This window comes from Devosia alba (assembly GCF_039938915.1).
In the GTDB taxonomy this organism is placed as follows: domain Bacteria; phylum Pseudomonadota; class Alphaproteobacteria; order Rhizobiales; family Devosiaceae; genus Devosia; species Devosia alba.
Genome location: NZ_JBDUUI010000004.1, coordinates 250,176 through 272,311, shown reverse-complemented (window position 1 = coordinate 272,311; position 22,136 = coordinate 250,176). Strand labels below are relative to the sequence as shown.

Here is a 22,136-nt window from a genome sequence, read left to right as displayed (position 1 = left end):
GCCTGACATGTGGTATTTCTCTTGGATTCTCGGTGTGGGACTGGCCTGCAGCTTCGCCATTCTCAACGCCATGTGGTTTGAAATGCGCGACGACCGGCAGGTGGTTGAGCAGAAAGCCGCCCCACGTAAGCGGTGAGCGCATAGCCGGCCAAATACTGGTTACCAAAGTCTTGCAACGGGCGCCGCAGCAGCGGTGCCCGTTTTTTGTTGTATATCAGGTGTTTGACGGGGAGTTGCCAGCGCAGGGGCCGCGCGTCGACGCAAGCTGGATGACGCAATTGCCTATTGATCGTGCACGCAGTGCATAACGGATGTGCACAAAGACCATCTTCTAATCACGACCGGCTAACTATAGATATTGGTCATCGAAACGAAGGGGAACCGAAAATGAACATCCGCCAGAAAATCGCTCAGTTTGCTCAGTATCAGCGCACCGTCCGCGAGCTCAACGCTCTCGACAACCGCCAGCTCACCGATCTGGGCATCACCAAGGGCGACATCAAGAACATCGCTCGCGGCAACTACGCTCGTTAATCGAGCCTGCCGAATTTAGACTTGAGATGAAGGCGTCCGATCGGGCGCCTTTTGTCTGTCCGGGATTCTGTTTTAGCGAATGAGGTCAGCGGCCCTGCCGCCCAGTGCCCGAACCAGATCGTCGGGCGTCATGCGCAACTGCAGGCCACGCTGCCCGCCATTGAGGAAGACCTCGTCTTCCAGCGTCGCCAATTCCTCGACCACCGTGGGCACCAGCTTTTTCTGCCCGAACGGGCTGATCCCCCCCACCTTGTAGCCGGTCAGCCGCTCGGCATCCGCCGGCTTCATCATATGCGCTGACTTGCCGCCAAAGGCGGCGGCGAGCTTTTTCATGTTCACTTCTTCATCCGAGGGCACCACGACACAGACGGGCTTGCCGTCCACCTCGGCCATCAGCGTCTTGAGCACGATGGACGGCGACACGCCCATGGCCTCGGCCGCCTGCAACCCGACACGGTCGGCGTCAGGGTCGTAGTCATAAGTGGCGGTGGCAAAGCTGATACCGGCTTTGGTGAGCGCAAGCGTGGCGGGCGTGGTTTTGGACATGGGCTAGTTCTAGTAAAGCCACGCGCCTCAGCGCAAGAGGCCCGTTACGTCCTAGGGGCGGCGCTCGCTCACATGGTTTTCCGTCGCGCCGATATCGGCCAGCAGATGGGGTGAAGCATGGATCAGGTCGATGGTGGCCTGGCGGCGGCGCCGTGCCGCGACATGCCGACCCAACTGGCCCAGCCGGGCCGAGAGGGTGGCAAGCAGATGCGAACGGTGCCTGTGGACTGGCTTTGACAATGTGATCATGGCCATGAACATCCTTATGCGGATGCCTCCTGTTGGCTGTATGGTCATCACAAAATGGCTGGAAAAACGGGGGCTTTCCAACTAAAGCTCAGGAGGTAGGCATAAGGAGATTTGATCCATGAGCGCACTGCCGCCGCTGACTGCGGTACGCGCCTTCGAGGCCGTGGCCCGGCATCTGAGCTTTACCAGGGCCGCCGCCGAACTGGGCATGACCCAAGCTGCCGTGAGCTACCAGATCCGCATTCTCGAGGAGCGTGTCGGCACGCCGCTGTTCCTGCGCCGCCCGCGCCAGATTGCGCTGAGCGAGGTCGGCGCCCGGCTGGCGCCCGAGGTCAGCCGGGCCTTTGACCTGCTGCGCGCCAGCTTTGCCGAGACCGGCGAGCGGGCCGAGGGCATGCTGTCGCTGACGGTGACCAATACCTTTGCCACCGGCTGGCTCGCCAGTCAGATCGGCCAGTTCCAGCTCGGCCACCCCGATATTGCGGTCAAGATCGATACCAGCAATGTGCTGGTCGACTTCACCCAGGAGGAGTTCGACGCCGGCATCCGGGCCACCGGCCATATCCCGCCGGGGCTGATCGGCCATCCGCTGGCCAAGGTGGAGTTCGCCCCCATGCTCAAGCCCAGCCTGATCGAGCGCTATGACATCCGCGAGCCGGCCGACCTGCTGCGCGTGCCACAGATCTCTCCCGAAGACCCCTGGCTGCCCGCCTGGCTGGAAATGGCCGGCGTGCCGGCCGCAGCGGCGGTGCAGAAGCCCTTTATCGGCCTCGGTTCGCAATATCTGGAATCCCGCGCCACCATTGCCGGCAGCGGCGTGGCCATGCTGACGCCACTGTTCTACGCAGAGGAAGTGGCGGCCGGGCTGCTGGCCCGGCCCTTCGACCTGGTCGGCTGGGTCGGGCATCACTACTATTTCGTCTATCCCGAAAGCCGCCGCAACTGGACTAGGATCAAGGCCTTCCGCGACTGGATAATTGACGCCACGGCGCCATTGCGGGCTTTGGAGCAGAGCTAGAAGATCGCCCTCTCGCGGTCCACGATCTCGGCAAGAAATTCGGCCACCAGCGCCACCCGGCGGATGGATCGCAAATCCTCGTGCACCACGGTCCAGTAGCTGCGGGTCAGCGTGTGCGCGGGCAGGACCGCCACCAGATCAGGATCACGCTGCGCCATGAAGGCGTGGAGGATGCCAATGCCGGCGCCAGCCCGCACCGCCTCGGTCTGTCCCATGGCCGAGGATATGGCGAGCGAGGAGCGCCAGCCCTTGAAAAATTCGGCAGTGTAGTCGAGCGAGGCGGTAAAGATCAGATCGTCCACATAGCCAATCAGCTGGTGGTCGGCCAAGGCGGGCAGATCTGCCGGTGTACCCCGCGCACTGAGATAGCTTTGCGCGGCATAGAGCCCGAGCCGATAGTCGGTCAGCTTGCGTGCCACCAGCCGTCCCTCGCGCGGTCGCTCCAGCGTGACGGCAATGTCGGCTTCGCGGCGCGAGAGGGAGAAGGCGCGGGAAATCGGGACCAGCTCGATCCGCAGCCCCTTGTGGCGTTCGGTCAGTTCGCCCAGCCGGGGCGCCAGAAAGGCCACGCCGAACCCGTCAGGCGCCCCCACGCGCACCGTGCCGTCAATGATGCTGTCGGCGCCTGCCGACTCGCTGGCGGCCAGCATGGCGCTTTCCATGCGCTCGGCATGGACCAGAAAGCGCTCGCCTTCGCCGGACAATTCCGAGCCATTGGTCTTGCGCGTAAAGAGCCGGCTGCCGAGAGCCTGCTCCAGCGCCGTCAGCCGGCGGGCGACAGTGGCGTGGTTGAGCCCCAGGCTGCGCGCCGCGCCCAGGATCTGCCCGCTACGGGCCACGGCCAGAAAGATACGCACATCGTCCCAGTTCATGGCGGTACTTTCTGTCCCGATTTTTGACCAAGAGTGGAGCGGCACCTCCCCTTGACGGGGGAGGTTGGGAGGGGGTGCTGAGCGCCCCGATATGCGGGCCAACCGCCCCCCACCCTTGATCCCTCCCCGCAAGGGGGAGGGTGTCGACTGAGTGATCGCGTCTATTGAGCATCAAAATTTGCACAACAGATACGAAATCTATCGCGTTGCGATGCGCAAAGCGTAGCGCCATACCCTTGATCAAGCAAGGGAGACTGTTATGCGCACCATCGGCCATTTCATCGACGGCGTCGAAACCACCGGCAACAGCGCCGAATTCCAGGATGTGTTCAATCCGGCGACGGGCGAGGTGCAGGCTCGCGTCGTCCTGGCCACCCAGGCCGATCTCGATGCCGCAGTCGCCTCGGCCGCTGCCGCGCAACCCCAATGGGCTGCCACCAACCCGCAGCGCCGGGCCCGCGTCTTCTTCAACTTTGTGGCGCTGATCAATCGCGACATGCAGGAACTGGCCGAACTGCTCAGCGCCGAGCACGGCAAGACTGTGGACGATGCCAGGGGCGATATCCTGCGCGGTCTGGAAGTGTCCGAATTTGCGGCCGGTGCGCCGCATTTGCTCAAGGGCGAGTTCACCGACGGGGCCGGGCCGGGGATCGACATGTATTCCATGCGCCAGCCAGTCGGCATCGGCGCGGGCATCACCCCGTTCAACTTCCCGGCGATGATCCCGCTCTGGATGCTCTCGCCGGCCATCGCCGCGGGCAATGCCTTTATTCTCAAGCCCTCCGAGCGCGACCCGTCCGTGCCGGTCAGGCTGGCGCAGCTGGCGATCGAGGCCGGCCTGCCCAGGGGCATTCTCAATGTCGTTCATGGCGGCAAGTCAGTGGTCGACGGCATTCTGCAGCACGACCAGATCGGCGCCGTCAGCTTTGTCGGCTCCACCCCGATTGCCCGCTACGTCTATGCAACTGCGGCCGCCCACGGCAAGCGCGTGCAGGCCTTTGGCGGCGCCAAGAACCACATGATCATCATGCCCGACGCCGATATGGAAAAGGCTGCCGACGCGCTGATCGGCGCGGGCTATGGCGCCGCCGGCGAGCGCTGCATGGCCGTCTCGGTGGCCGTGCCGGTGGGCGAGGAAACCGCCGACAAGATCATCGCTGCGCTCAAGCCGCGCATCGACAAGCTCAAGATTGGCCCGGCGACCGATCTGGCCAGCGAGATGGGCCCGGTCATCACCCAGGCCTCCAAGGATCGCATCGCCGCCCTGGTCGAGAGCGGCATTGCCCAGGGCGCGACCCTGGTCGTTGATGGTCGTGGCTTGACCCTGCAGGGCTATGAGAAGGGCTATTTTGTTGGGCCGAGCCTGTTCGACAATGTCACCGCCGAGATGGACATCTATAAGGAAGAGATCTTCGGGCCGGTGCTCAGCGTGGTCCGCGCCAGGACCTATGAGGACGCGCTCAAGCTGACCATGGACAATCCCTATGGCAATGGCACTGCGATCTTCACCCGCGACGGCGACACGGCGCGCGATTTTGCCGCGCGGGTCAATGTCGGCATGGTGGGGATCAATGTTCCCGTCCCGGTGCCGGTGGCCTATCACAGCTTCGGCGGCTGGAAGGCCAGCGCCTTTGGCGACCTCAACCAGTATGGCACCGACTCGATCAAGTTCTGGACCCGGACCAAGACCGTGACCGCCCGTTGGCCCAGCGGCATCAAGGACGGCGCCGAATTTCAGTTCCCGACCATGAAGTAGGGATGCCTGTGCTTGCCTTCTCCCCTTGAGGGAGAAGGAAGCCACCGAAATGCGCAATGTCACAAGAAGCAGAAAGGCCCGGTGATCGCTCACCGGGCCCTGTTCCGTCGCTGGGAGGAGCGTTGGAAAACCTAGACGATGCCGCTTGATCCCGCTTCGATGGCCGGGCGCACGGCGGCGACCTTGGCGCGATAGCCCGAGGCGCGATAGGTGCTGAGCAGATCGATGGCGCCGCCATTGTCGAAGCGGGCCATGGCCAGAATGGGTTCGACATCGGTGCGATAGGCCTGGCGCAGTGCTTCGGTAGCTGCCAGCGCGTCATTGCTGCTCTGGGCAGCGGCAAGCCCCTTGCGATCCACCAGCAGGGCCTGGACATAGGCGCGCTGCACGTCGGCGGCCGACAGCATCAGCGACTCGATCGGGTCGGTGACATTGTGGCTCTGGTCCAGCATGTGGGCGGGATGGAAATCGGCATCTTTGCCTTCGATGTCGACCAGTTCGTTGAACACCAGGAACAGCCGGTAGGGGTCGATCGAGCCGGCATCAAGATCATCGTCGCCATATTTGGAATCGTTGAGGTGGAAGCCACCCAGCTTGCCGAACTGGGCCAGCCGCGACACGATCATCTCGATATTGACGTTGGGCGCATGATGGCCGAGATCGACCAGGCAATAGGCCTTGTCGCCCAGTTCCTTGGCGATCAGGTAATTGGTGCCCCAGTCCTGCACCACCGTTGAGTAAAACGCCGGCTCATACATCTTGTGTTCGGTGTAGATGCGCCAGTCGTCCGGCAGACCGGCATAGATCGCTTTCATCGAATCCAGATAACGACCGAACTGATCGGCGAAATTGACCTGACCGGGAAAGTTCGAGCCATCCCCGACCCAGACGGTCAGGGCCTTGGACCCCAGCGTCTGGCCAATCTCGATGCACTCCAGATTGTGCTCGATGGCCTGCTGGCGCGTGCCTTGGTCGGCATGGCTGAGCGAACCGAATTTGTAGGACTGCAACTGGCCCTTGGCATCGGCAAAGGTGTTGGAATTCATCGCGTCAAAGCCGAGCCCGAAGCGTGAGGCAGCCTGCTTGAGCCGGTTGGCGTCGGCCTTGTCCCACGGAATATGCAGCGAGACGGTATTGGTCGCCTGCGTCAGTTGGGAGATCACGGCGCAGTCGTCGATCTTGTCAAAAATATCGCGCGGCTCGCCCGGGCCAGGGAAACGGGCAAAGCGGGTGCCGCCCGTACCCACGCCCCAGGACGGAACCGCGACATTGAAGCCAGCGACCTTGGCCTTGATGGCGTCAATGGCAATGCCGCGCCGGTCGAGGCGTTCACCGAGGCTGTCATAGTCGTTGCGCAGATCAGTCGAACGCCGCGCATTTTCAGCCTCGACGACGGATGGGTCGATGATGTGTTCGGTCATGGTGTGGCTCCCAGGAAAGGGACCCCTCATCCGCCCTTCGGGCACCTTCTCCCTCAAGGGGAGAAGGGGGCACCGAGCCCGGCCATTCGCCGGGTCACCCCTCTCCCCTTGAGGGAGCGGGTGGATCGGCCGCAGGCCGAGACGGGTGAGGGGTCCCTTCCTCTCTTTCTTACCGCGTAAACGACTGGGCATTGCCCGCGTCGACATTGATGATGTTGCCCGTGGACTTGGCTGACGCGTCCGAGGCGAAGAAATAGATCGCTTCGGCGATATCCTCGGGGAACACCGAGCGCTTGAGCAGCGAACGCTCGCGGTACATTTCCTCCAGCCCATCCTTGTCGGTCTTGTAGGTCGAGGCGCGCTGTTCGAGCCATTCGCCGGCCCAGATCTTGGAGCCGCGCAGCACGGCGTCCGGATTGACCACATTGACGCGGATCTGCTCGCCGGCGCCTTCCAGCGCCAGGCACCGTGCCAGATGGATCTCGGCGGCCTTGGCAGTGCAATAGGCGCTGGCATTGGGCGAGGCGGCCAGGCCATTCTTGGACGCAACGAAGACGACATTGCCGCCGATCTTCTGGGCCCGGAACAGGCGGAAGGCTTCGCGGGAGACCAGGAAATAGCCCGTGGACAGGATATCCATGTTCTTGTTCCACAACTCCAGCGTGGTTTCCTCGATCGGAGCCGAAGAAGCCAGGCCCGCATTGGAGACCAGAATATCAAGGCCACCGAATTCGACCACCGCATGGGCGAAGCCGGCAATGACGGCCTCTTCTCTGGTGACATTGACGATGACCGGGCGGACGAAGTCCTTGCCGAAAACGCCCGAGAGCTCTTCGGTGGCATTGGCCAAAGCCGTCTCGTCGATATCGGCGAGCACCACGCAGGCGCCTTCACGCAGCAGCCGGACCGCGGTGGCCTTGCCGATGCCGCCAGCGCCGCCGGTGACCAAAGCAATCTTGCCGGCCAGCGCTTTTGGCTTCGGCATGCGGGCGAGCTTGGCCTCTTCGAGCAGCCAGTATTCGATATCGAAGGCTTCCTGCTCGGGCAGGCCGACATAGGTGGAGACGGTGGAGGCGCCGCGCATCACATTGATGGCGTTGACATAGAACTCGCCCGAAATGCGGGCCGTCGCCTTGTCCTTGGCGAAGGTCAACATGCCGACGCCCGGCATCAGATAAACCACCGCATTGGGATCGCGTACGGCAGGCGAATTGTCGTGTTTGCAGCGGTCGTAATAGGCCTGGTAGTCGACGCGGTAGGCGGCAATGTCTTCCGGGATCTTGGCAACCACGGCATCGACGTCCGGATTGGCGGGATCAAACTCGATCACCAGCGGGCGGATCTTGGTGCGCAGGAAATGATCGGGGCAGGAGGTGCCCAGCGCAGCCAGCGGCCGCAAATCCTTGGAGTTGACGAATTCGAGCACAGCCGCACTGTCATCGAAATGGCCCAGCTTGTGGCTGTCTTCCGAGATCAGGCCGCGAATTTTCGGCATCAGCTTGGCGGCAATGGCGCGGCGCTGTTCTGCAGGCAGCGCAGCAACCGCTTCGCCGCCGAAAATGGTCTTGCCCTCGGTCTCTGTCTCGAACCAGGCAATGGCCTGATTGATGATGGCAATGGTGGTCTCGTAGCATTCCTTTGGCGTATCGCCCCAGGTGAACAGGCCATGCGACTCCAGGACGACGCCCTTGGCTTCGGGGTTCTCTTCGCAGAACTTGCCCAGCCACAGGCCCAGCTCAAAGCCGGGCTTCTTCCACGGCAGCCAGCCAATGGTATCGCCAAAGATCTGCCGGGTCAGTTCCCTGGAGTTCTTGCTGGCCGCGATGGCGATGATCGCGTCGGGGTGCATATGGTCCACATAGGGGTGGTTCACATAGGCATGCAGCGGCGTGTCGATCGAGGCGGCGCGCGGGTTCAGATTGAAGGTGGCGTGGGGCAAATAGCCCACCATCTCGTCTTCAAATTCGACGCCGCGATACAGACCCTTCAGCGCCCGCAGCTTGTCCATATAGAGCGTCGAGAAACCATCGAGCTTGATCGAGGCACTGTCGCCGCCTGAGCCCTTGACCCACAGCACTTCGACGGTTTCGCCGGTCAGCGGGTCTTTTTGCATGATCTTGGAGGAGGTGTTGCCGCCACCATAATTGGTGACGCGCTTGTCGCTGCCCAGCAGATTGGAGCGGTAAACCAGGCGTTCGGGCTCGCTCATTGCAGCGGCCTTGGCGTCGTCCCAGAGGTTGGCGAGGCGCTTGGGCGCGGAAGTGGACATGAGACTCCTCCCAGAGGGTAAGCGGTTATCAAGGGTTGAGCGGACATGGCCACGATCACTCAGGCCTGTCAATCAGAAACGATCATTACCAAGCATGATTGCCCGGTATTTTTCGAAGTTGACGGCTTGATGATTGACAGTGATTGAAATCGATGGGAAGAACTGCGTCAGGGAGATAGCAGCCTTGCACGAAACAGAGCGCCACAGAGTGATCATAGCAGCTGTCCAGACGCGTTCCGTCGTGACGGTGGCTGATATCTGTGAGGTCACCGGATCGTCCGAGGCCACTATTCGCCGCGATATTGCCGCGCTTGATCTGCGGGGCGATGTACGGCGCGTGCGCGGTGGCGCCGAGGCGATCAACCCACCCGAACAAAGCGCGCTGATGGGGCGGCCCTTCTCGGTCAACCAAACCCTCCATATCGAGCAGAAGCGTGCCATCGCCCGGGCCGCGTCCGAGCTGTGCAATGATGGCGAGCCGATCATTATCAATGGCGGCACGACCACCTACCAGATGGTCCATCACCTGACCTCGCGTCGGCTGTCGGTGTTCACCAACAGCTTCGCCATTGCCGAATATCTCATTCACAACTCGCGCAATTCGGTCGTCATTCCCGGCGGCACGGTCTATCGCGAGCAGAATGTCATCCTCTCGCCATTCGGCGGCGTGGTGGCCTCCCATTTTTACGCCAAACGCATGTTCATTGGCTGCCAGGGTATCGGCGCGCACGGATTGATGGAGGCCGATCCCATGGTCGTCCAGTCCGAGCTCGGCCTGATCGGGCAGGCCGATGAACTCATCGTGCTGGCGGACTCATCCAAGTTTTCGGGCAGATCGAGCCTCATCCTGTGTGGCCTCGACCGAATAGCCGCCGTCGTTACCGACGCCGGTATCCGCGACGAAGACCGACAAATGCTGGAAACGGCAGGCGTGCGGCTGATCGTGGCGGAAACGACTGCTCAGGCCGACCGGCAAGCCAGCGTCGCCTGAGATCAATCACAAGACCATCCCAGGGAGGGAATACTCGATGAAACTCTTGAAAATCCTGGCAGCGACCACTGCCATTGCTGCCCTGCTCGCCGGCCCGGCCTTTGCCCAGACCCGCATCGCGCTGGTCGTCAAATCGCTTGGCAATGGCTTCTTTGATGCCGCCAACAAGGGTGCCCAGGAAGCCGCCGCCGAACTCGGTGACGTTGAAGTCATCTATACCGGCCCGACCGCTGCCACTGCCGAAGCCCAGATCGAAGTCATCAACTCGCTGATCGCGCAGCAGGTTGACGCCATCGCCATCTCGGCCAACGATCCCGACGCGCTGGTGCCTGCCCTGCAGAAGGCCATGGAACGCGGCATCAAGGTGATCAGCTGGGATTCCGGCGTCGCGCCAGAAGGCCGCCAGCTGCACCTGAACCCCTCGGAAACCAACCTGATTGGTGAGACCATCATCAAGCTGGCTGCCGATTACCTGCCAGAAGGCGGCGATGTGGCCATCCTGTCGGCTGCCTCTACCGCAACCAACCAGAACGCCTGGATCGACGCTGCCAAGGCGGCGCTGCCCGAGAAGTTCGCCAATATCAACCTGGTGGCCGTCGTCTATGGCGATGATGACTCGGTCAAGTCGACCGACGAAGCCAAGGGCCTGATCGCCTCATATCCTGAACTCAAGGCCATCATTGCCCCCACCACCGTTGGTGTCGTGGCGGCGGCGCAGGTCGTGACCGATCAGAACCTGATCGGCAAGATCAACGTGACCGGCCTGGCCCTGCCCAGCGAGTTCAAGCAGTTCATCGACAATGGCGCGAGCCAGGCCGTGGCGCTGTGGAACCCGATCGATCTGGGCTACTCGGCCGTCATGCTGGCCAATGATCTGGTTGAAGGTGCTGAAGCCGCTCCCGGCGCAACGCTCTCGATGGGCCGCATGGGCGAACTGACGCTGGATGATACCAGCTCGGGCGCCATGGCTGCCCCCTTCACCTTCGACAAGTCCAACATCGAAGAATTCTCCAAGATCTACTAGGCGGGATTGGCCCCGGCCGGGGACGATCGAATTCCTGGTCAGGTCGTGATCTGTCCCATCCACCGCACGGCACCTCCCCCTTGACGGGGGAGGTTGGGAGGGGTGCGAGAGCCCCGATATCGAGGCTACCCCACCCCCTCCCTGACCCTCCCCGCAAGGGGGAGGGTGTCGACTGCACAATCCCGGCAAGCGGAACACTAGATTTATGACCGACCCCATTCTCACCCTGACCGGCATTTCCAAGAGTTTTCCCGGCGTGCGGGCGCTCAATGACGTGTCGCTGGAGCTTTATGCCGGGCAGGTCACCGCGCTGATCGGCGAGAACGGCGCGGGCAAGTCGACATTGGTCAAAACCCTGACGGGCATCTATCAGCCCGACGCCGGCGAAATCCGCGTTGGCGGCCAGGTCGTCACCCTGCCCACCGCACACTCCGCGTCGGCCGTCGGCATCACCGCCATCCATCAGGAAACCGTGCTGTTCGACGAGATGACGGTGGCCGAAAATATCTATCTCGGTCACGCACCGACCAACCGGTTCGGACTGATCGACTGGCGCACCATGCGCAATGAGGCCCGCGAGACGCTGGATTCCATGGCCGCCGGCATCGACCCGGACATCAAGCTCAAGGAACTCGGCATCGCCAAGAAGCACCTGGTGGCCGTGGCGCGGGCGCTCTCGATTGATGCCCGCGTGGTCATCATGGATGAGCCGACCGCCGCCCTCAGCCAGAAGGAAATCGAGGAGCTCTATGTGCTCATCGAACTGCTGAAGGAAGACGGCAAGGCGATCCTGTTCATCAGCCACAAATTCGATGAAATCTACCGCATCGCCGACCGCTTCACCGTGTTCCGCGATGGCGAGCAGGTCGGCAAGGGGATGATCAGCGAGACCAGCCAGGGCGAGATCGTCCAACTGATGGTCGGGCGCCCGGTTGAAGGCATCTTTCCCGCGCGGCAGGCCGAAATTGGCGAGGTTGTGCTCGAGGCCCGCGGGCTGAGCCATCCCACCGAGTTCGACGATATTTCCTTCTCGGTGCGCCAGGGCGAAATCCTGGGCTTTTACGGCCTGGTGGGCGCGGGTCGGAGTGAGGTCATGCAGGCCGTGTTCGGCATGACCCAGCCATCGTCCGGCACGCTGGTGCTCAATGGCCAGACCATTGCGCCGAAATCGCCGGCGGACGCGGTCGAGGCCGGCATCGTCTATGTGCCCGAGGAGCGCGGCAAGCAGGGCGTCATTACCGGCGAGCCGATTTTCAAGAATGTCTCGCTCCCCTCGCTGGGCAAGACCAGCAAGTCTGGATTCCTGCGTCTGGCCGAAGAGTTCGCGCTGACGCGCACCTATACCGAGCGGCTTGACCTGCGCGCCGCCTCGCTCAGCCAGAACGTCTCGACCCTGTCGGGCGGCAATCAGCAGAAGGTGGTGATCGCCAAATGGCTGGCGACCGAACCCAGGGTGATCATCCTTGATGAACCCACCAAGGGCATCGATATCGGCTCCAAGGCGGCCGTGCATGAGTTCATGGCCGAACTGGTCGCCCAGGGGCTCAGCGTCATCATGGTCTCGTCCGAACTGCCCGAGGTGCTGGGCATGAGCGACCGCATCGTGGTGATGCGCGAGGGCCGCATGGTCGACACCATTGAAAACAGGGACCTCAAGCCCGAGACGCTGGTGCGTCTGGCGGCCGGTATCCTTGCGGAGCAGGCAGCATGAACCGCGTCTTGAAACACCGTGAAATCTGGCTCGCGCTGGCCATCCTGCTGGTGGTCGTGCTGGTTACCATGCGTTTCTCGCGCTTTTCCCAGCCGGGCAATCTGCTGACCATTTTCAACGACTCCTCGATCCTGATGATGCTGGCGCTGGGCCAGATGGCGGTCATTCTGACGCGCTCCATCGACCTGTCCATGGCAGCCAATCTGGCGCTGACCGGCATGGTCGTGGCCATGCTCAATGCGGCCTTCCCGGGCGTTCCGATCCCGGTATTGATGGCCCTCAGCCTCGTCATCGGCGCTGGCCTTGGCGCCTTCAATGGCGTGCTGGTCTGGAAACTCAATATCCCGCCCATCGTCGTGACCCTGGGTACGCTGACCATTTTCCGCGGCCTGGTGTTCGTCATCTCGGGCGGCGCCTGGGTCAATGCCGCGCAGATGAGCCCCGATTTCATCGCGCTGCAGCGCGGCGTCTTCCTGGGCCTGCCGGTGCTGAGCTGGTTTGCCATCGTGACCGCAGCCCTGTTCTACATTTTGATGACCCGCACCCCGCTGGGCCGCTCGCTCTATGCCATTGGCGTCAACCCGACAGCTTCGGTCTATACCGGCATCGATGTGGGCAAGACCAAGTTCCTGGCGTTCACCATCGCCGGCGCCGTTGCCGGATTCTGCGGCTATCTGTGGATCTCGCGCTATGTGATTGCTTCCACCGAAGTGGCCAGCGGCTATGAGCTGACCATCATTGCCGCCTGTGTGATCGGTGGCGTGTCGATTGCCGGTGGCATTGGCAGCGTGCCGGGCGTGCTGCTGGGCGCGATTTTCCTGGGCGTGATCAACAATGCCCTGCCGGTGATCAATATCAGCCCCTTTTGGCAGATGGCCATTTCAGGCGCCGCAATCCTGCTCGCCGTCGTCCTCAACGCCCGCGGCGAAGCCAGCAAGGGGCGAGTGATTTTGAAGAAGGCGGAGGCGGGATCATGACCCACTATCTTGCCCAACCGTCCCCCCTCCTAACCTCCCCCGCAAGGGGGGAGGTACTGCATCCAGCTTTTGGCTGCCTCGTGCCACCATCGCCGGCCCGCACCTCCCCCCTTGCGGGGGAGGTTGGGAGGGGGGATGAGAGCCCGAGTTCATTTGGCGGTTCCGCCAATCCTTGCGGAGACGGCCAATGACTGACACATCCCTGCACCGCCAGCTCCCTGATCGCCTAGACAATCCGCTGAAATCGGCCGTGCTGAGCTGGGAGAGCCTGCTGGTTCTCGTGGCCGTGGCGATCTTCATCGTCAATTCGTTCGCCTCGCCTTACTTCCTCAATGCCTGGAGCCTCTCCGACCTCACCTTCAACTTCACCGAGAAGGCGCTGATCGCCCTGGCCATGGCCTTGCTGATCATTTCCGGTGAGATCGATCTGTCGGTTGCCGCCATCATTTCGCTGGCGTCGACGCTGATGGGGCTGGCCCTGCAATATGGTGCCGATACGCCGGTACTGGTCGCCGTTGGTTTGGGCGCCGGCATTGCCTGCGGCGCCTTCAACGGCTTTCTGGTGACCAGGCTCAAGCTGCCATCGATCGTGGTGACCATCGGCACGATGAGCCTGTTTCGCGGCATCAGCTTCATCATCCTGGGTGACCAGAGCTTCAAGGGCTATCCGGCCAGCTTTGCCTGGTTGGGGCAGGGCTATGTGGGCTGGGTGATCTCGTTCGAGCTGGTCTTGTTTGCAGTCTGCGCCATCATCTATTGGGTGCTGCTGCACCGCACTAATTTCGGTCGTCGCGTCTTCGCCATCGGCAATAATGACGTCGCCGCCCGGTTCTCCGGCGTCCGCGTCGACAAGATCAAGTTTATCCTGTTCTGCCTGACCGGGCTGATGAGTGGCATGGCCGCCGTACTGCTGACGGCCCGGCTGGGTTCCACGCGTCCCTCGATTGCCGAAGGCTGGGAACTCGAAGCCATCACCATGGTGGTGCTCGGCGGGGTCTCCATTCTGGGCGGTGCCGGTTCTATCATCGGCGTGGTGCTGGCCGCCCTGATCATGGGTCTGGTGACCTTTGGTCTGGGCCTGCTCAACGTGCCGGGCATTGTCATGTCGATCTTTACCGGCAGCCTGCTGATTGTCGTCATTGCGCTGCCCATTCTGTTCCGCATGTGGCGGCAGCGCGCATGATCATCAATGGCGACTATGAAAAGCACGCCTTCAAGATGCAGCTCAATCCGGGCATGGCAGCCGAATACCGCAAGCGCCATGACGAGATCTTTCCCGAACTGGTCGAGCTGCTGCACGCGGCGGGGGTGAAGGATTATTCCATCCATCTCGACCCCGAGACCAATATCCTGTTCGGCGTGCTCTGGCGCCGCACGGATCACACCATGGCCGACCTGCCCAACACCGCCATCATGCAGCGCTGGTGGGCGCACATGGCCGATGTGATGGCCACCAATGATCAGCATGAACCCATCTCGACTGATCTGGTGCCGATGTTCTGGATGAAATGAGCCGCACGCTAGGTTGATTATTTGGGGCATGCCAACCAGCCGGTTTTGCACTAGCCTGTCGGCATGAATGAACTTGTCATGCCGGTGCGATCAGATCCCATTACGCTCAACGGCAAGCCGTTGCGCTTTATCGATATCGCCCGGATCGGCGCCCGCCAGGGGAGCCTGATTGCCGACGACGCGGCCCTGAAGCGGGTGGCCAGTGCCCGCATCGTCGTCGAGCAGACCATGGCCAGCGGCCAGGCTGTTTATGGCGCCACCACCGGCGTGGGTGCCATGAAAGACGTCGAGTGGACGCCTGACCAGCTCGACGCGTTCAATCTCGGCCTGGTCCGCGCCCATCACTTTGGCACCGGCGAGGCCTTTTCCAGCGAGATCGTTCGCACCGCCATGGCCATTCGCGTCAATATGGCGTTGACCGGGCGGGTCGGCTGCACCACCCATCTGGTGCAGGCCTATCTCGCCTTGCTCGCCCATGACGTGGTGCCGGTGGTGCGCCGCACCGGATCGATCGGTTGCGCCGATATCGGTCTGATGGGGCAGATCGGCGCTGTGTTGACGGGCGCCGGCGAAGCCACATTTGACGGGCAACGCATGCCGGCCAGCGACGCCCTGGCCCGGGCTGGCCTGAAGCCGTTCCGCCTCGCCCCGCGCGACAGCCTGGCCTCGATTTCGACCAATGCCGTGGGCTATGCCGCCGCCGCCAATGCCATTCGCGACGCGGCCAAGACGGTGCGCGTCATGCTCGCCACCGGGCTGACAACGGCGGGAGCGCTCGGCGCGTCGCGTGACCCCTGGAAGGCGGTGGCCCATGTTGGCACCGAGCGCGAGGCCGGCATTGGCGCCTGGCTCTATTTCAATGCCATGGGCTGGGACTGGCCCAACGCCACCCACATTCAGGACCCTCTCAGCCTGCGCATGATGAGCCAGGTGTTTGCCACCGGGTTTGAAACCCTGGTCGCTGCCGGCAAGACCTTGCTCGCCGCTACCGGACGCACCGATGATAACCCGGTGGTCGCCGGCGGGCAGGTGCTGACCTCGGGTGGGTCGCTGCCGCTCGACGTCACCGTGTTCCTGCAGACTGCCCAACTGGGTTTGGCCCATATGGCACGCAATTCGTTCAATCGCTGTGTCCTGCTCGGCAATGGCGGGCGGCGCGACCTGCCGGTCAATCTGGTGGCGCCGGGCGCTATTGCCACCGGTTTTGGCCCGATCATCAAGCTGGCCGGCGAGCTGTTTGCCCGCGTTCTCAGCATGACCAACCCGATCTCGGCCAATTCCATGGTGGTCGCGGGCGGGCTCGAAGACGAGGCCGCTTTTCTGCCCCTGGTGGTGGAGCGGTTTGAACGGCAGGTGCTGGCACTCAACCGTCTGGCGGCGCTCGAAGCCATTCTGGCAGCGCAGGCCATGGACATTTCGGGCGACCGGCCAGGCAATGTCCCCGGTATCGTCTATGATCTCGTGCGCCAGCATGCCGCCTACTACACGCTTGATCGGCCCCTCTCGGCCGAAGTGGAGGCCGTCGAGATCGCCCTGGGCTCTGACGCTTTTATGAACGAACTAATTGGCCACTCGGCGATTATGGAATTGGACGAGTTTTTCGCCTTGGGCCCCATCAATTAGCATTTGAGACCTAGCCCAGCTCTGCCAAGTCGATACGTTAGGGAAAACCGGGTTCTGGGCCCGGAGAAAACGGAGAAACCAATGCGCCTCACATCCAAGCTTCTGAGCGCCGTCGCCGCGCTCGCCATTTCTGTCACGGCCGCGAATGCACAGGTTGTTGTTTCATCCAAGATTGACACCGAGGGTGGTGTTTTGGGCAACATCATCAAGCAGGTGCTCGAGGCCAATGATATTGCCGTCGAAGACCGCATTCAGCTCGGCGGCACGCCGATCGTTCGGCAGGCCATTACCGCCGGCGAAATCGACATCTATCCTGAGTACACCGGCAATGCCGCGTTCTTCTTCGAGAAGGCCGATGACCCGCTGTGGAATGACGCGGCGCTGGCCTATGCAGAGGCCGCCAAGCTCGACTACGAGGCCAACAAGATCGTCTGGCTGACGCCATCGCCTGCCAACAATACCTGGGCAGTCGCCATCCGCACCGATGTCGCCGAAGCCAATAATCTGAACACCTTCAGCGAATTTGGCGCCTGGGTCGCCGGCGGTGGCGAGGTCAAGCTGGCCGCCTCGGCCGAGTTCGTCAACTCGCCCGCTGCCCTGCCGAAATTCCAGGAAGTCTATGGTTTTGCCCTGACCCCTGATCAGCTCATCACCCTGTCGGGTGGCGATACGGCGGCGACAATTGCCGCTGCTGCCCAGCAGACCAATGGCGTTAACGCCGCCATGGTCTATGGCACCGATGGCGGCATCGCCCCATCCGGACTCAAGGTGCTTGAGGATGACAAGGGCGTGCAGCCGGTCTACCAGCCCGCCCCGATCATCCGGGAGGACGTGCTCACCGAATATCCGCAGATCGAAGAGCTGCTCAAGCCGGTTTTCGCCGGTCTGACCCTTGAAGTGCTGCAGGACCTCAATGGCCGGGTCCAGGTGGGTGGCGAGGCTTCCGCCGCCGTGGCGACCGACTATCTGACGACTGGCGGTTTCCTCGACTAGCGGCAAACCGGGGTGAGGGCCATGCGCTCACCCCATCCCCGGCTCTCCTCGAGCCGGGCCATCTTCGGGCGACGCATCTACTGACCATTCCGGAGCCAGCATGAGCATAGCCGACACCACCACTGCGACCGGCGCCCGACCGACCTGGTTGGCACTAGACAAGCTTGGCGTGCTGATCGCGCTGATTGCTGCGGCAGGTGCCGCGCTGCCCTTCGCCCTGTTCCGTGCCAACCGCATCGTGCTGGGCCAAACCCAGAGCCTGGCCGAGGCTCTGCCGGGCCAGTTGGGCCTGTTGCTTGCCGCGGTGCTGCTGACCGGGTTTGTCGTCGCGCTGCTGCGCTTTTCCGCCCTCGCCAAACTGCTTGTCGGCTTTTTCGTGCTGGCGGTGCTGTTCGTGCTGATGGGGCAGTCGGCCGCCTATCTGACGCCGGCGGGCAACAGCTTTGCCCGGGTTTCGCCGGGTGCGGGGTTCTGGCTGCTGGTCTTTGCCTTTGCCCTGCTGGTGACCGATGCGCTGACCCGCCTGCGCTTCAGTCCGTTCATCCGGATTGCCCTGCTGCTGGTGGTGGCGGCAGCCATGGCGCTGCTGCTGTGGAGCGGCGGCTGGGACCAGCTTTCCATGCTCAAGGAATACGCCAATCGCGCGCCCGCCTTCTGGGCCGAGGCGCGCACCCATCTGGTGCTGGCCTTTGGTTCGGTGGCCATCGCCACGCTGGTCGGCCTGCCACTGGGCATCCTCTGCTACAAGGTCAAACCCTTGCGGGCAGGGGTGCTCAACGTGCTCAATATCGTCCAGACCATTCCCTCCATCGCCCTGTTCGGCCTGCTGATTGCGCCGCTGGCCTGGATCGCCGCCAATGTGCCGGGCGCCTCGGCCATCGGCATTTCCGGCATTGGCACCGCGCCGGCACTGGTGGCCCTGTTCGCCTATTCGCTGCTGCCCATTGTCTCCAATACCGTGGTGGGGCTGGACAATGTCTCGCCCGCCGCCATCGATGCGGCCAAGGGCATGGGCATGACCGGCCGGCAACGCCTGGTTGATATCGAACTGCCGCTGGGCTTTCCGGTGATCCTGACCGGCATCCGCATCGTGCTGGTGCAGAATATCGGCCTGACCACCATCGCCGCATTGATCGGCGGCGGCGGCTTCGGGGTCTTCGTGTTTCAGGGCATTGGCCAGACCGCCATGGATCTGGTGCTGCTCGGTGCCGTGCCGACCGTGGCCCTGGCCTTCGCCGCCGCCGTCGTGCTCGACGCGCTGGTGGAACTGACATCGCGCGGGGGGCAGCAGGCATGATCGAGATCGACGACCTGAGCAAGGTCTATGGTGGCCAGGCCGTAGTGGACCACGTGACGCTGACCATCCAGCCGCACACCATCTGCGTCATCGTCGGCACCTCAGGCTCGGGCAAGACGACCTTGCTGCGCATGATCAACAAGCTGGTGACGCCGACCTCGGGCACGTTGCGCATCGATGGTCAGGATATTGCCGGCATCCCCGCCTATGAACTGCGCCGCCGCATCGGCTACGCCATTCAGGGCCATGGGCTGTTTCCGCACCGCACCGTGGGGCAGAACATTGCCACCGTGCCAAAGCTGCTCAATTGGGACAAGCCGCGGATCGCCAGCCGGGTCGATGAACTGATGGCGCTGTTTCAGCTCGACCCGGCCGAATTCCGTGATCGTCTGCCCCATGAACTCAGCGGTGGCCAGCAGCAGCGCGTCGGCGTGGCGCGGGCGCTGGCTGCCGAACCCAATGTCCTGCTGATGGACGAGCCTTATGGCGCGCTCGATCCGGTGATCCGCGCCAAGGCGCAGCAGGATCTGCTCAACATCCAGCGCCGGTTTGGCACCACCATTGTGCTGGTGACCCATGACATGGAGGAAGCCATCCATCTCGGCCACACCATCGCGGTGATGGATCAGGGCAAATTGCTGCAATGCGCCAGCCCGGCCGAGATCATTGCCCATCCGGCGACGCCCTTTGTCGCCGAACTGATCGGCACCAGCGAGCGGCCCTTCCGGCTGCTCTCGCTGTCCAGGGTTGCCGACCACATCGAGGCCGGCGAGGCATCCGGCGCTCCGGTCCCGGCAGAGGCCTCGTTGCGCGATGCCTATGCCGAACTATTGTGGTCGGGGCGGCCCGCCCTGCCGGTGCAACGCGACGGCCAGATTGTTGGTCGGGTGACGCTGGCCGCGCTGTCGCGTCTGGCGGCGCAGCCGCAATGACGGCGGGCAATCTCATTCGGCTCCTGGCCCTGGTCTTGCTCGGCCTGTTGCTGGTCAGGCCGGATCTGTTCTCGGGCTTTTTCGGCCTGTTCACCAAATCCAGCCAACCCGCCATCTACAATCAGGGCAACCTGTTCGACATCACCCTCAATCACCTGGCCATTGTCGCTGCCGCAACCGCTGCCGCAACATTCATCGCCGTGGGCCTCGCCATTATCGTCACCCGTCCCTTTGGCGCCGAATTCCTGCCCCTCTCGCGCAGCCTTGCCAATATCGGCCAGACCTTTCCACCTGTCGCCGTGCTGGCGCTGGCGGTGCCCATGCTCGGCTTTGGTACGGCGCCCACCCTGGTGGCGCTGTTTCTCTATGGCCTGCTGCCCATTTTCGAGAACACCCTGACCGGGTTGACCAATCTGCCACCGGCCGTCACCGACGCGGCCAAGGGCATGGGCATGACCGGCTGGCAGCGCCTGCTCAAGGTCGAACTGCCGCTGGCGCTGCCGGTCATCCTGGCCGGCATCCGCCTTTCAGTGGTCATCTCGCTGGCCACCGCCACCATCGGCTCCACCGTCGCCGCGCGCACATTGGGCGAGGTCATCATTGCCGGCCTGCTCTCGGACAATACCGCCTTTGTGCTGCAGGGCGGGCTGATCGTCGGCGTGCTCGCCGTGCTGATCTATGACGCTCTGTCGGCGCTGGAGCGTTTCTTGATGATGCGCACCGGCCAATCGGGGAGGGCGGCGGCGTGACCGGGGATCGGGCCGTACAGTCGCCTCCCTCCCCCTCGTGGGGAGGGATCAAGGGTGGGGCTATGCAACAAACGCCGCGCTTTGCCCCCACCCTCACGCTCTCCCGGCAAGGGGGAGCCAGGTCCACCCCCAGCCCTTGGAGGCAGTGACATGTCCGATTTCGATCTCACGCTGGCCGGCACCGTCGTGCTCCCCGATCTCATCATCGAGAATGGCTATGTGGCGGTGCGCCAGGGCAAGATCGTCCATGTTGGCGAGGGCAGGGCGCCCTCGGCCCATGAGCGTCACGAGCTGGGCAACGCGCTGATCCTGCCCGGCGCCATCGATGCGCAGGTGCATTCGCTCAGCCAGAAAGACCAGGAGGATTTCGTCTGGTCGACCCGCTCGGCCGCCGCCGGTGGGGTCACTACCATCGTCGATATGCCCTATGACGAGGGCAATCTGGTCTGCTCGGCTGATGCGGTGCGCCGCAAGATAGCCCATGCCACCCCCCAGGCGCGGGTGGATTTCGCGCTCTATGGCACCATCGACCCGCAGGACGGCGCCAGCCGCATCGCCGAGCAGGCCGCCGCCGGCGTTGCCGCATTCAAATTCTCCACCTTCGGCACTGACCCGATCCGCTTCCCGCGCATCCCGCCTGCCTTGCTTGAGGAATGCTTCACGGCCGTCGCCAGAACCGGCCTCACCGCCGGCGTCCATAACGAAGACGATGAAATGGTCCGCGCCGCCATGGCCACGGTCCAGGCCGCCGGGATCACCGACTACCGCGCCCACGGCCTCAGCCGTCCGCCGCTCGCCGAACTGCTGGCCAGTCTGCAGATTTACGAAACCGGCGCCGCCACTGCCTGCCCGGCCCATGTGGTGCACTGCTCGCTCGGGCGCGGCTACGATATTGCGCGCACCTATCGCGAGCAGGGCTTCGCCGCCACCATCGAGTGCTGCATCCATTATCTGACGCTCGACGAGGAAAACGATGTTTCCCGGCTCGGCGGCAAGGCCAAGATCAACCCGCCGATCCGCCCCCACGCCGAGGTCGAAAAGCTGTGGCAGCATGTCCGCGCCGGCAATGTCACACTGGTGTCGACCGATCACGTGAGCTGGTCGGAAGGCCGCAAGACCAATGCCGATATGCTGGCCAATGCTTCGGGCGTGCCCGGAATCGAAGTCATGGTGCCGCTTTTCGTCAAAGGCGCGCTCGAACGCGATATCCCGCTGACCTGGGCCGCCCGGTTGATGGCGGAAAACCCGGCCAGACACTTTCGGATCGACCACGCCAAGGGAGCCCTGAGGTCTGGCAAGGACGCCGATATCACGGTGCTGTTCCCGCGTCCCGGGCGCTATGATGCTGCAGCGAGCGGGCACAATGTGGTGGGATGGTCACCCTATAACGGCATCGAACTGCCCTGGACGGTCGGGTTGACCTATCTGCGCGGCCAGCAGGTGTTCGACGGCACCGAGGTCGGCGCACCGGGCTTTGGACAGTTCGTGCGGCCGGAGCTGGGCGCGTGAACGGCACCCTCACCCTCACTCCCTCCCCACAAGGGGGAGGCAAGCTCGCCCTGCGCCAAACCAGTCTTCTGCCTCTGAACGCGCACCCATCGTCTCCCTCCCCCTTGTGGGGAGGGATCAAGGGTGGGGGTCGGGGAACCGCCGGACGCGAGG

At 63.1% G+C, this 22,136-nt stretch carries 21 protein-coding genes; 16 read left to right on the top strand and 5 right to left on the bottom strand.

Translation table 11 applies throughout. The annotated features are described in order from the left end of the window. Nucleotides 1–7: 7 nt before the first annotated feature. Together cydX and ABFY71_RS08425 are read left to right on the top strand one after the other, a co-directional pair. Complete coding sequence (gene cydX / locus ABFY71_RS08430) at nucleotides 8–136, top strand: cytochrome bd-I oxidase subunit CydX (RefSeq protein ID WP_305578030.1); 129 nt, start codon at nucleotides 8–10, stop codon at nucleotides 134–136. A 251-nt stretch (nucleotides 137–387) separates the two neighbouring features. Further along, nucleotides 388–534, top strand: coding sequence for a DUF1127 domain-containing protein (locus tag ABFY71_RS08425; RefSeq protein WP_305578032.1), 147 nt, complete (start codon nucleotides 388–390; stop codon nucleotides 532–534). 72 nt (nucleotides 535–606) lie between these two features. Here the strand turns inward: ABFY71_RS08425 and ybaK are convergent, their stop codons facing one another. Beyond that, a complete protein-coding gene (gene ybaK, locus ABFY71_RS08420; protein ID WP_305578034.1) occupies nucleotides 607–1,080 on the bottom strand; it encodes a Cys-tRNA(Pro) deacylase in 474 nt (157 codons plus the stop codon). A 51-nt stretch (nucleotides 1,081–1,131) separates the two neighbouring features. Continuing rightward, nucleotides 1,132–1,329 (bottom strand): hypothetical protein, encoded by a 198-nt coding sequence (locus tag ABFY71_RS08415; protein WP_347945562.1) that lies wholly within the window; start codon nucleotides 1,327–1,329, stop codon nucleotides 1,132–1,134. A 118-nt stretch (nucleotides 1,330–1,447) separates the two neighbouring features. On the opposite strand from ABFY71_RS08415, the gene ABFY71_RS08410 reads away from it, so the two are divergent. Then, nucleotides 1,448–2,347 carry a LysR substrate-binding domain-containing protein gene (locus tag ABFY71_RS08410; protein WP_347945561.1) on the top strand — a complete coding sequence of 300 codons (900 nt, stop codon included), beginning with the start codon at nucleotides 1,448–1,450 and terminating at the stop codon, nucleotides 2,345–2,347. Here ABFY71_RS08410 and ABFY71_RS08405 read toward each other — a convergent pair. Beyond that, complete coding sequence (locus tag ABFY71_RS08405) at nucleotides 2,344–3,219, bottom strand: LysR family transcriptional regulator (protein ID WP_347945560.1); 876 nt, start codon at nucleotides 3,217–3,219, stop codon at nucleotides 2,344–2,346. The two genes, ABFY71_RS08410 and ABFY71_RS08405, sit on opposite strands and share 4 nt — an antisense overlap. Nucleotides 3,220–3,478: 259 nt before the next feature. Between ABFY71_RS08405 and ABFY71_RS08400 the strand changes: the two genes are divergently transcribed. Further along, complete coding sequence (locus ABFY71_RS08400) at nucleotides 3,479–4,975, top strand: CoA-acylating methylmalonate-semialdehyde dehydrogenase (protein WP_347945559.1); 1,497 nt, start codon at nucleotides 3,479–3,481, stop codon at nucleotides 4,973–4,975. 131 nt (nucleotides 4,976–5,106) lie between these two features. Here the strand turns inward: ABFY71_RS08400 and rhaI are convergent, their stop codons facing one another. Together rhaI and ABFY71_RS08390 are read right to left on the bottom strand one after the other, a co-directional pair. Continuing rightward, entirely contained in the window at nucleotides 5,107–6,396 is a 1,290-nt protein-coding gene (gene rhaI, locus ABFY71_RS08395; RefSeq protein ID WP_347945558.1) for an L-rhamnose catabolism isomerase, read from the bottom strand. Nucleotides 6,397–6,565: 169 nt separating this feature from the next. Beyond that, entirely contained in the window at nucleotides 6,566–8,665 is a 2,100-nt protein-coding gene (locus ABFY71_RS08390; RefSeq protein WP_347945557.1) for a bifunctional rhamnulose-1-phosphate aldolase/short-chain dehydrogenase, read from the bottom strand. A gap of 184 nt (nucleotides 8,666–8,849) precedes the next feature. Here ABFY71_RS08390 and ABFY71_RS08385 point away from each other — a divergent pair, with 184 nt between their 5' ends. The 12 genes from ABFY71_RS08385 (at nucleotide 8,850) to ertD (ending at nucleotide 21,983) form a co-directional block, all read left to right on the top strand. Continuing rightward, on the top strand, nucleotides 8,850–9,656 hold the full coding sequence (locus ABFY71_RS08385) for a DeoR/GlpR family DNA-binding transcription regulator (protein ID WP_347945556.1): 807 nt from the start codon (nucleotides 8,850–8,852) through the stop codon (nucleotides 9,654–9,656). Between the two features lie 37 nt (nucleotides 9,657–9,693). Continuing rightward, entirely contained in the window at nucleotides 9,694–10,680 is a 987-nt protein-coding gene (gene rhaS, locus ABFY71_RS08380; RefSeq protein WP_305578049.1) for a rhamnose ABC transporter substrate-binding protein, read from the top strand. Between the two features lie 205 nt (nucleotides 10,681–10,885). Beyond that, a complete protein-coding gene (locus ABFY71_RS08375; RefSeq protein ID WP_347945555.1) occupies nucleotides 10,886–12,391 on the top strand; it encodes a sugar ABC transporter ATP-binding protein in 1,506 nt (501 codons plus the stop codon). Further along, entirely contained in the window at nucleotides 12,388–13,368 is a 981-nt protein-coding gene (locus ABFY71_RS08370; protein WP_347945554.1) for an ABC transporter permease, read from the top strand. Before ABFY71_RS08375 ends, ABFY71_RS08370 begins: the two co-directional genes overlap by 4 nt. Before the next feature lie 187 nt (nucleotides 13,369–13,555). Then, entirely contained in the window at nucleotides 13,556–14,551 is a 996-nt protein-coding gene (locus ABFY71_RS08365) for an ABC transporter permease (RefSeq protein ID WP_347945553.1), read from the top strand. Continuing rightward, entirely contained in the window at nucleotides 14,548–14,880 is a 333-nt protein-coding gene (gene rhaM, locus ABFY71_RS08360) for an L-rhamnose mutarotase (RefSeq protein ID WP_347945552.1), read from the top strand. The genes ABFY71_RS08365 and rhaM overlap by 4 nt, the downstream gene beginning before the upstream one ends. Nucleotides 14,881–14,958: 78 nt before the next feature. Continuing rightward, complete coding sequence (locus ABFY71_RS08355) at nucleotides 14,959–16,503, top strand: aromatic amino acid lyase (RefSeq protein WP_347945551.1); 1,545 nt, start codon at nucleotides 14,959–14,961, stop codon at nucleotides 16,501–16,503. A gap of 81 nt (nucleotides 16,504–16,584) precedes the next feature. Continuing rightward, entirely contained in the window at nucleotides 16,585–17,496 is a 912-nt protein-coding gene (osmF, locus tag ABFY71_RS08350) for a glycine betaine ABC transporter substrate-binding protein OsmF (protein WP_347945550.1), read from the top strand. A gap of 100 nt (nucleotides 17,497–17,596) precedes the next feature. Then, a complete protein-coding gene (locus ABFY71_RS08345) occupies nucleotides 17,597–18,793 on the top strand; it encodes an ABC transporter permease (RefSeq protein ID WP_347945549.1) in 1,197 nt (398 codons plus the stop codon). Beyond that, nucleotides 18,790–19,725 (top strand): ABC transporter ATP-binding protein, encoded by a 936-nt coding sequence (locus ABFY71_RS08340; protein ID WP_347945548.1) that lies wholly within the window; start codon nucleotides 18,790–18,792, stop codon nucleotides 19,723–19,725. The genes ABFY71_RS08345 and ABFY71_RS08340 overlap by 4 nt, the downstream gene beginning before the upstream one ends. Then, nucleotides 19,722–20,474, top strand: a complete 753-nt coding sequence (locus ABFY71_RS08335) for an ABC transporter permease (RefSeq protein WP_347945547.1) — start codon at nucleotides 19,722–19,724, stop codon at nucleotides 20,472–20,474. Before ABFY71_RS08340 ends, ABFY71_RS08335 begins: the two co-directional genes overlap by 4 nt. 150 nt (nucleotides 20,475–20,624) lie before the next feature. Then, nucleotides 20,625–21,983, top strand: a complete 1,359-nt coding sequence (gene ertD, locus ABFY71_RS08330; RefSeq protein WP_347945546.1) for a hydantoin-5-propionate amidohydrolase — start codon at nucleotides 20,625–20,627, stop codon at nucleotides 21,981–21,983. Nucleotides 21,984–22,136 lie beyond the last annotated feature (153 nt).

What these genes read in the sequence shown, in the direction of transcription:
- cydX (WP_305578030.1), top strand. Translation starts at nt 8, where the DNA reads ATGTGGTATTTCTCTTGGATTCTCGGTGTGGGACTGGCCTGCAGCTTC.
- ABFY71_RS08425 (WP_305578032.1), top strand. Translation starts at nt 388, where the DNA reads ATGAACATCCGCCAGAAAATCGCTCAGTTTGCTCAGTATCAGCGCACC.
- ybaK (WP_305578034.1), bottom strand. Translation starts at nt 1,080, where the DNA reads ATGTCCAAAACCACGCCCGCCACGCTTGCGCTCACCAAAGCCGGTATC.
- ABFY71_RS08415 (WP_347945562.1), bottom strand. Translation starts at nt 1,329, where the DNA reads ATGATCACATTGTCAAAGCCAGTCCACAGGCACCGTTCGCATCTGCTT.
- ABFY71_RS08410 (WP_347945561.1), top strand. Translation starts at nt 1,448, where the DNA reads ATGAGCGCACTGCCGCCGCTGACTGCGGTACGCGCCTTCGAGGCCGTG.
- ABFY71_RS08405 (WP_347945560.1), bottom strand. Translation starts at nt 3,219, where the DNA reads ATGAACTGGGACGATGTGCGTATCTTTCTGGCCGTGGCCCGTAGCGGG.
- ABFY71_RS08400 (WP_347945559.1), top strand. Translation starts at nt 3,479, where the DNA reads ATGCGCACCATCGGCCATTTCATCGACGGCGTCGAAACCACCGGCAAC.
- rhaI (WP_347945558.1), bottom strand. Translation starts at nt 6,396, where the DNA reads ATGACCGAACACATCATCGACCCATCCGTCGTCGAGGCTGAAAATGCG.
- ABFY71_RS08390 (WP_347945557.1), bottom strand. Translation starts at nt 8,665, where the DNA reads ATGTCCACTTCCGCGCCCAAGCGCCTCGCCAACCTCTGGGACGACGCC.
- rhaS (WP_305578049.1), top strand. Translation starts at nt 9,694, where the DNA reads ATGAAACTCTTGAAAATCCTGGCAGCGACCACTGCCATTGCTGCCCTG.
- ABFY71_RS08375 (WP_347945555.1), top strand. Translation starts at nt 10,886, where the DNA reads ATGACCGACCCCATTCTCACCCTGACCGGCATTTCCAAGAGTTTTCCC.
- ABFY71_RS08370 (WP_347945554.1), top strand. Translation starts at nt 12,388, where the DNA reads ATGAACCGCGTCTTGAAACACCGTGAAATCTGGCTCGCGCTGGCCATC.
- ABFY71_RS08365 (WP_347945553.1), top strand. Translation starts at nt 13,556, where the DNA reads ATGACTGACACATCCCTGCACCGCCAGCTCCCTGATCGCCTAGACAAT.
- rhaM (WP_347945552.1), top strand. Translation starts at nt 14,548, where the DNA reads ATGATCATCAATGGCGACTATGAAAAGCACGCCTTCAAGATGCAGCTC.
- ABFY71_RS08355 (WP_347945551.1), top strand. Translation starts at nt 14,959, where the DNA reads ATGCCGGTGCGATCAGATCCCATTACGCTCAACGGCAAGCCGTTGCGC.
- osmF (WP_347945550.1), top strand. Translation starts at nt 16,585, where the DNA reads ATGCGCCTCACATCCAAGCTTCTGAGCGCCGTCGCCGCGCTCGCCATT.
- ABFY71_RS08345 (WP_347945549.1), top strand. Translation starts at nt 17,597, where the DNA reads ATGAGCATAGCCGACACCACCACTGCGACCGGCGCCCGACCGACCTGG.
- ABFY71_RS08340 (WP_347945548.1), top strand. Translation starts at nt 18,790, where the DNA reads ATGATCGAGATCGACGACCTGAGCAAGGTCTATGGTGGCCAGGCCGTA.
- ABFY71_RS08335 (WP_347945547.1), top strand. Translation starts at nt 19,722, where the DNA reads ATGACGGCGGGCAATCTCATTCGGCTCCTGGCCCTGGTCTTGCTCGGC.
- ertD (WP_347945546.1), top strand. Translation starts at nt 20,625, where the DNA reads ATGTCCGATTTCGATCTCACGCTGGCCGGCACCGTCGTGCTCCCCGAT.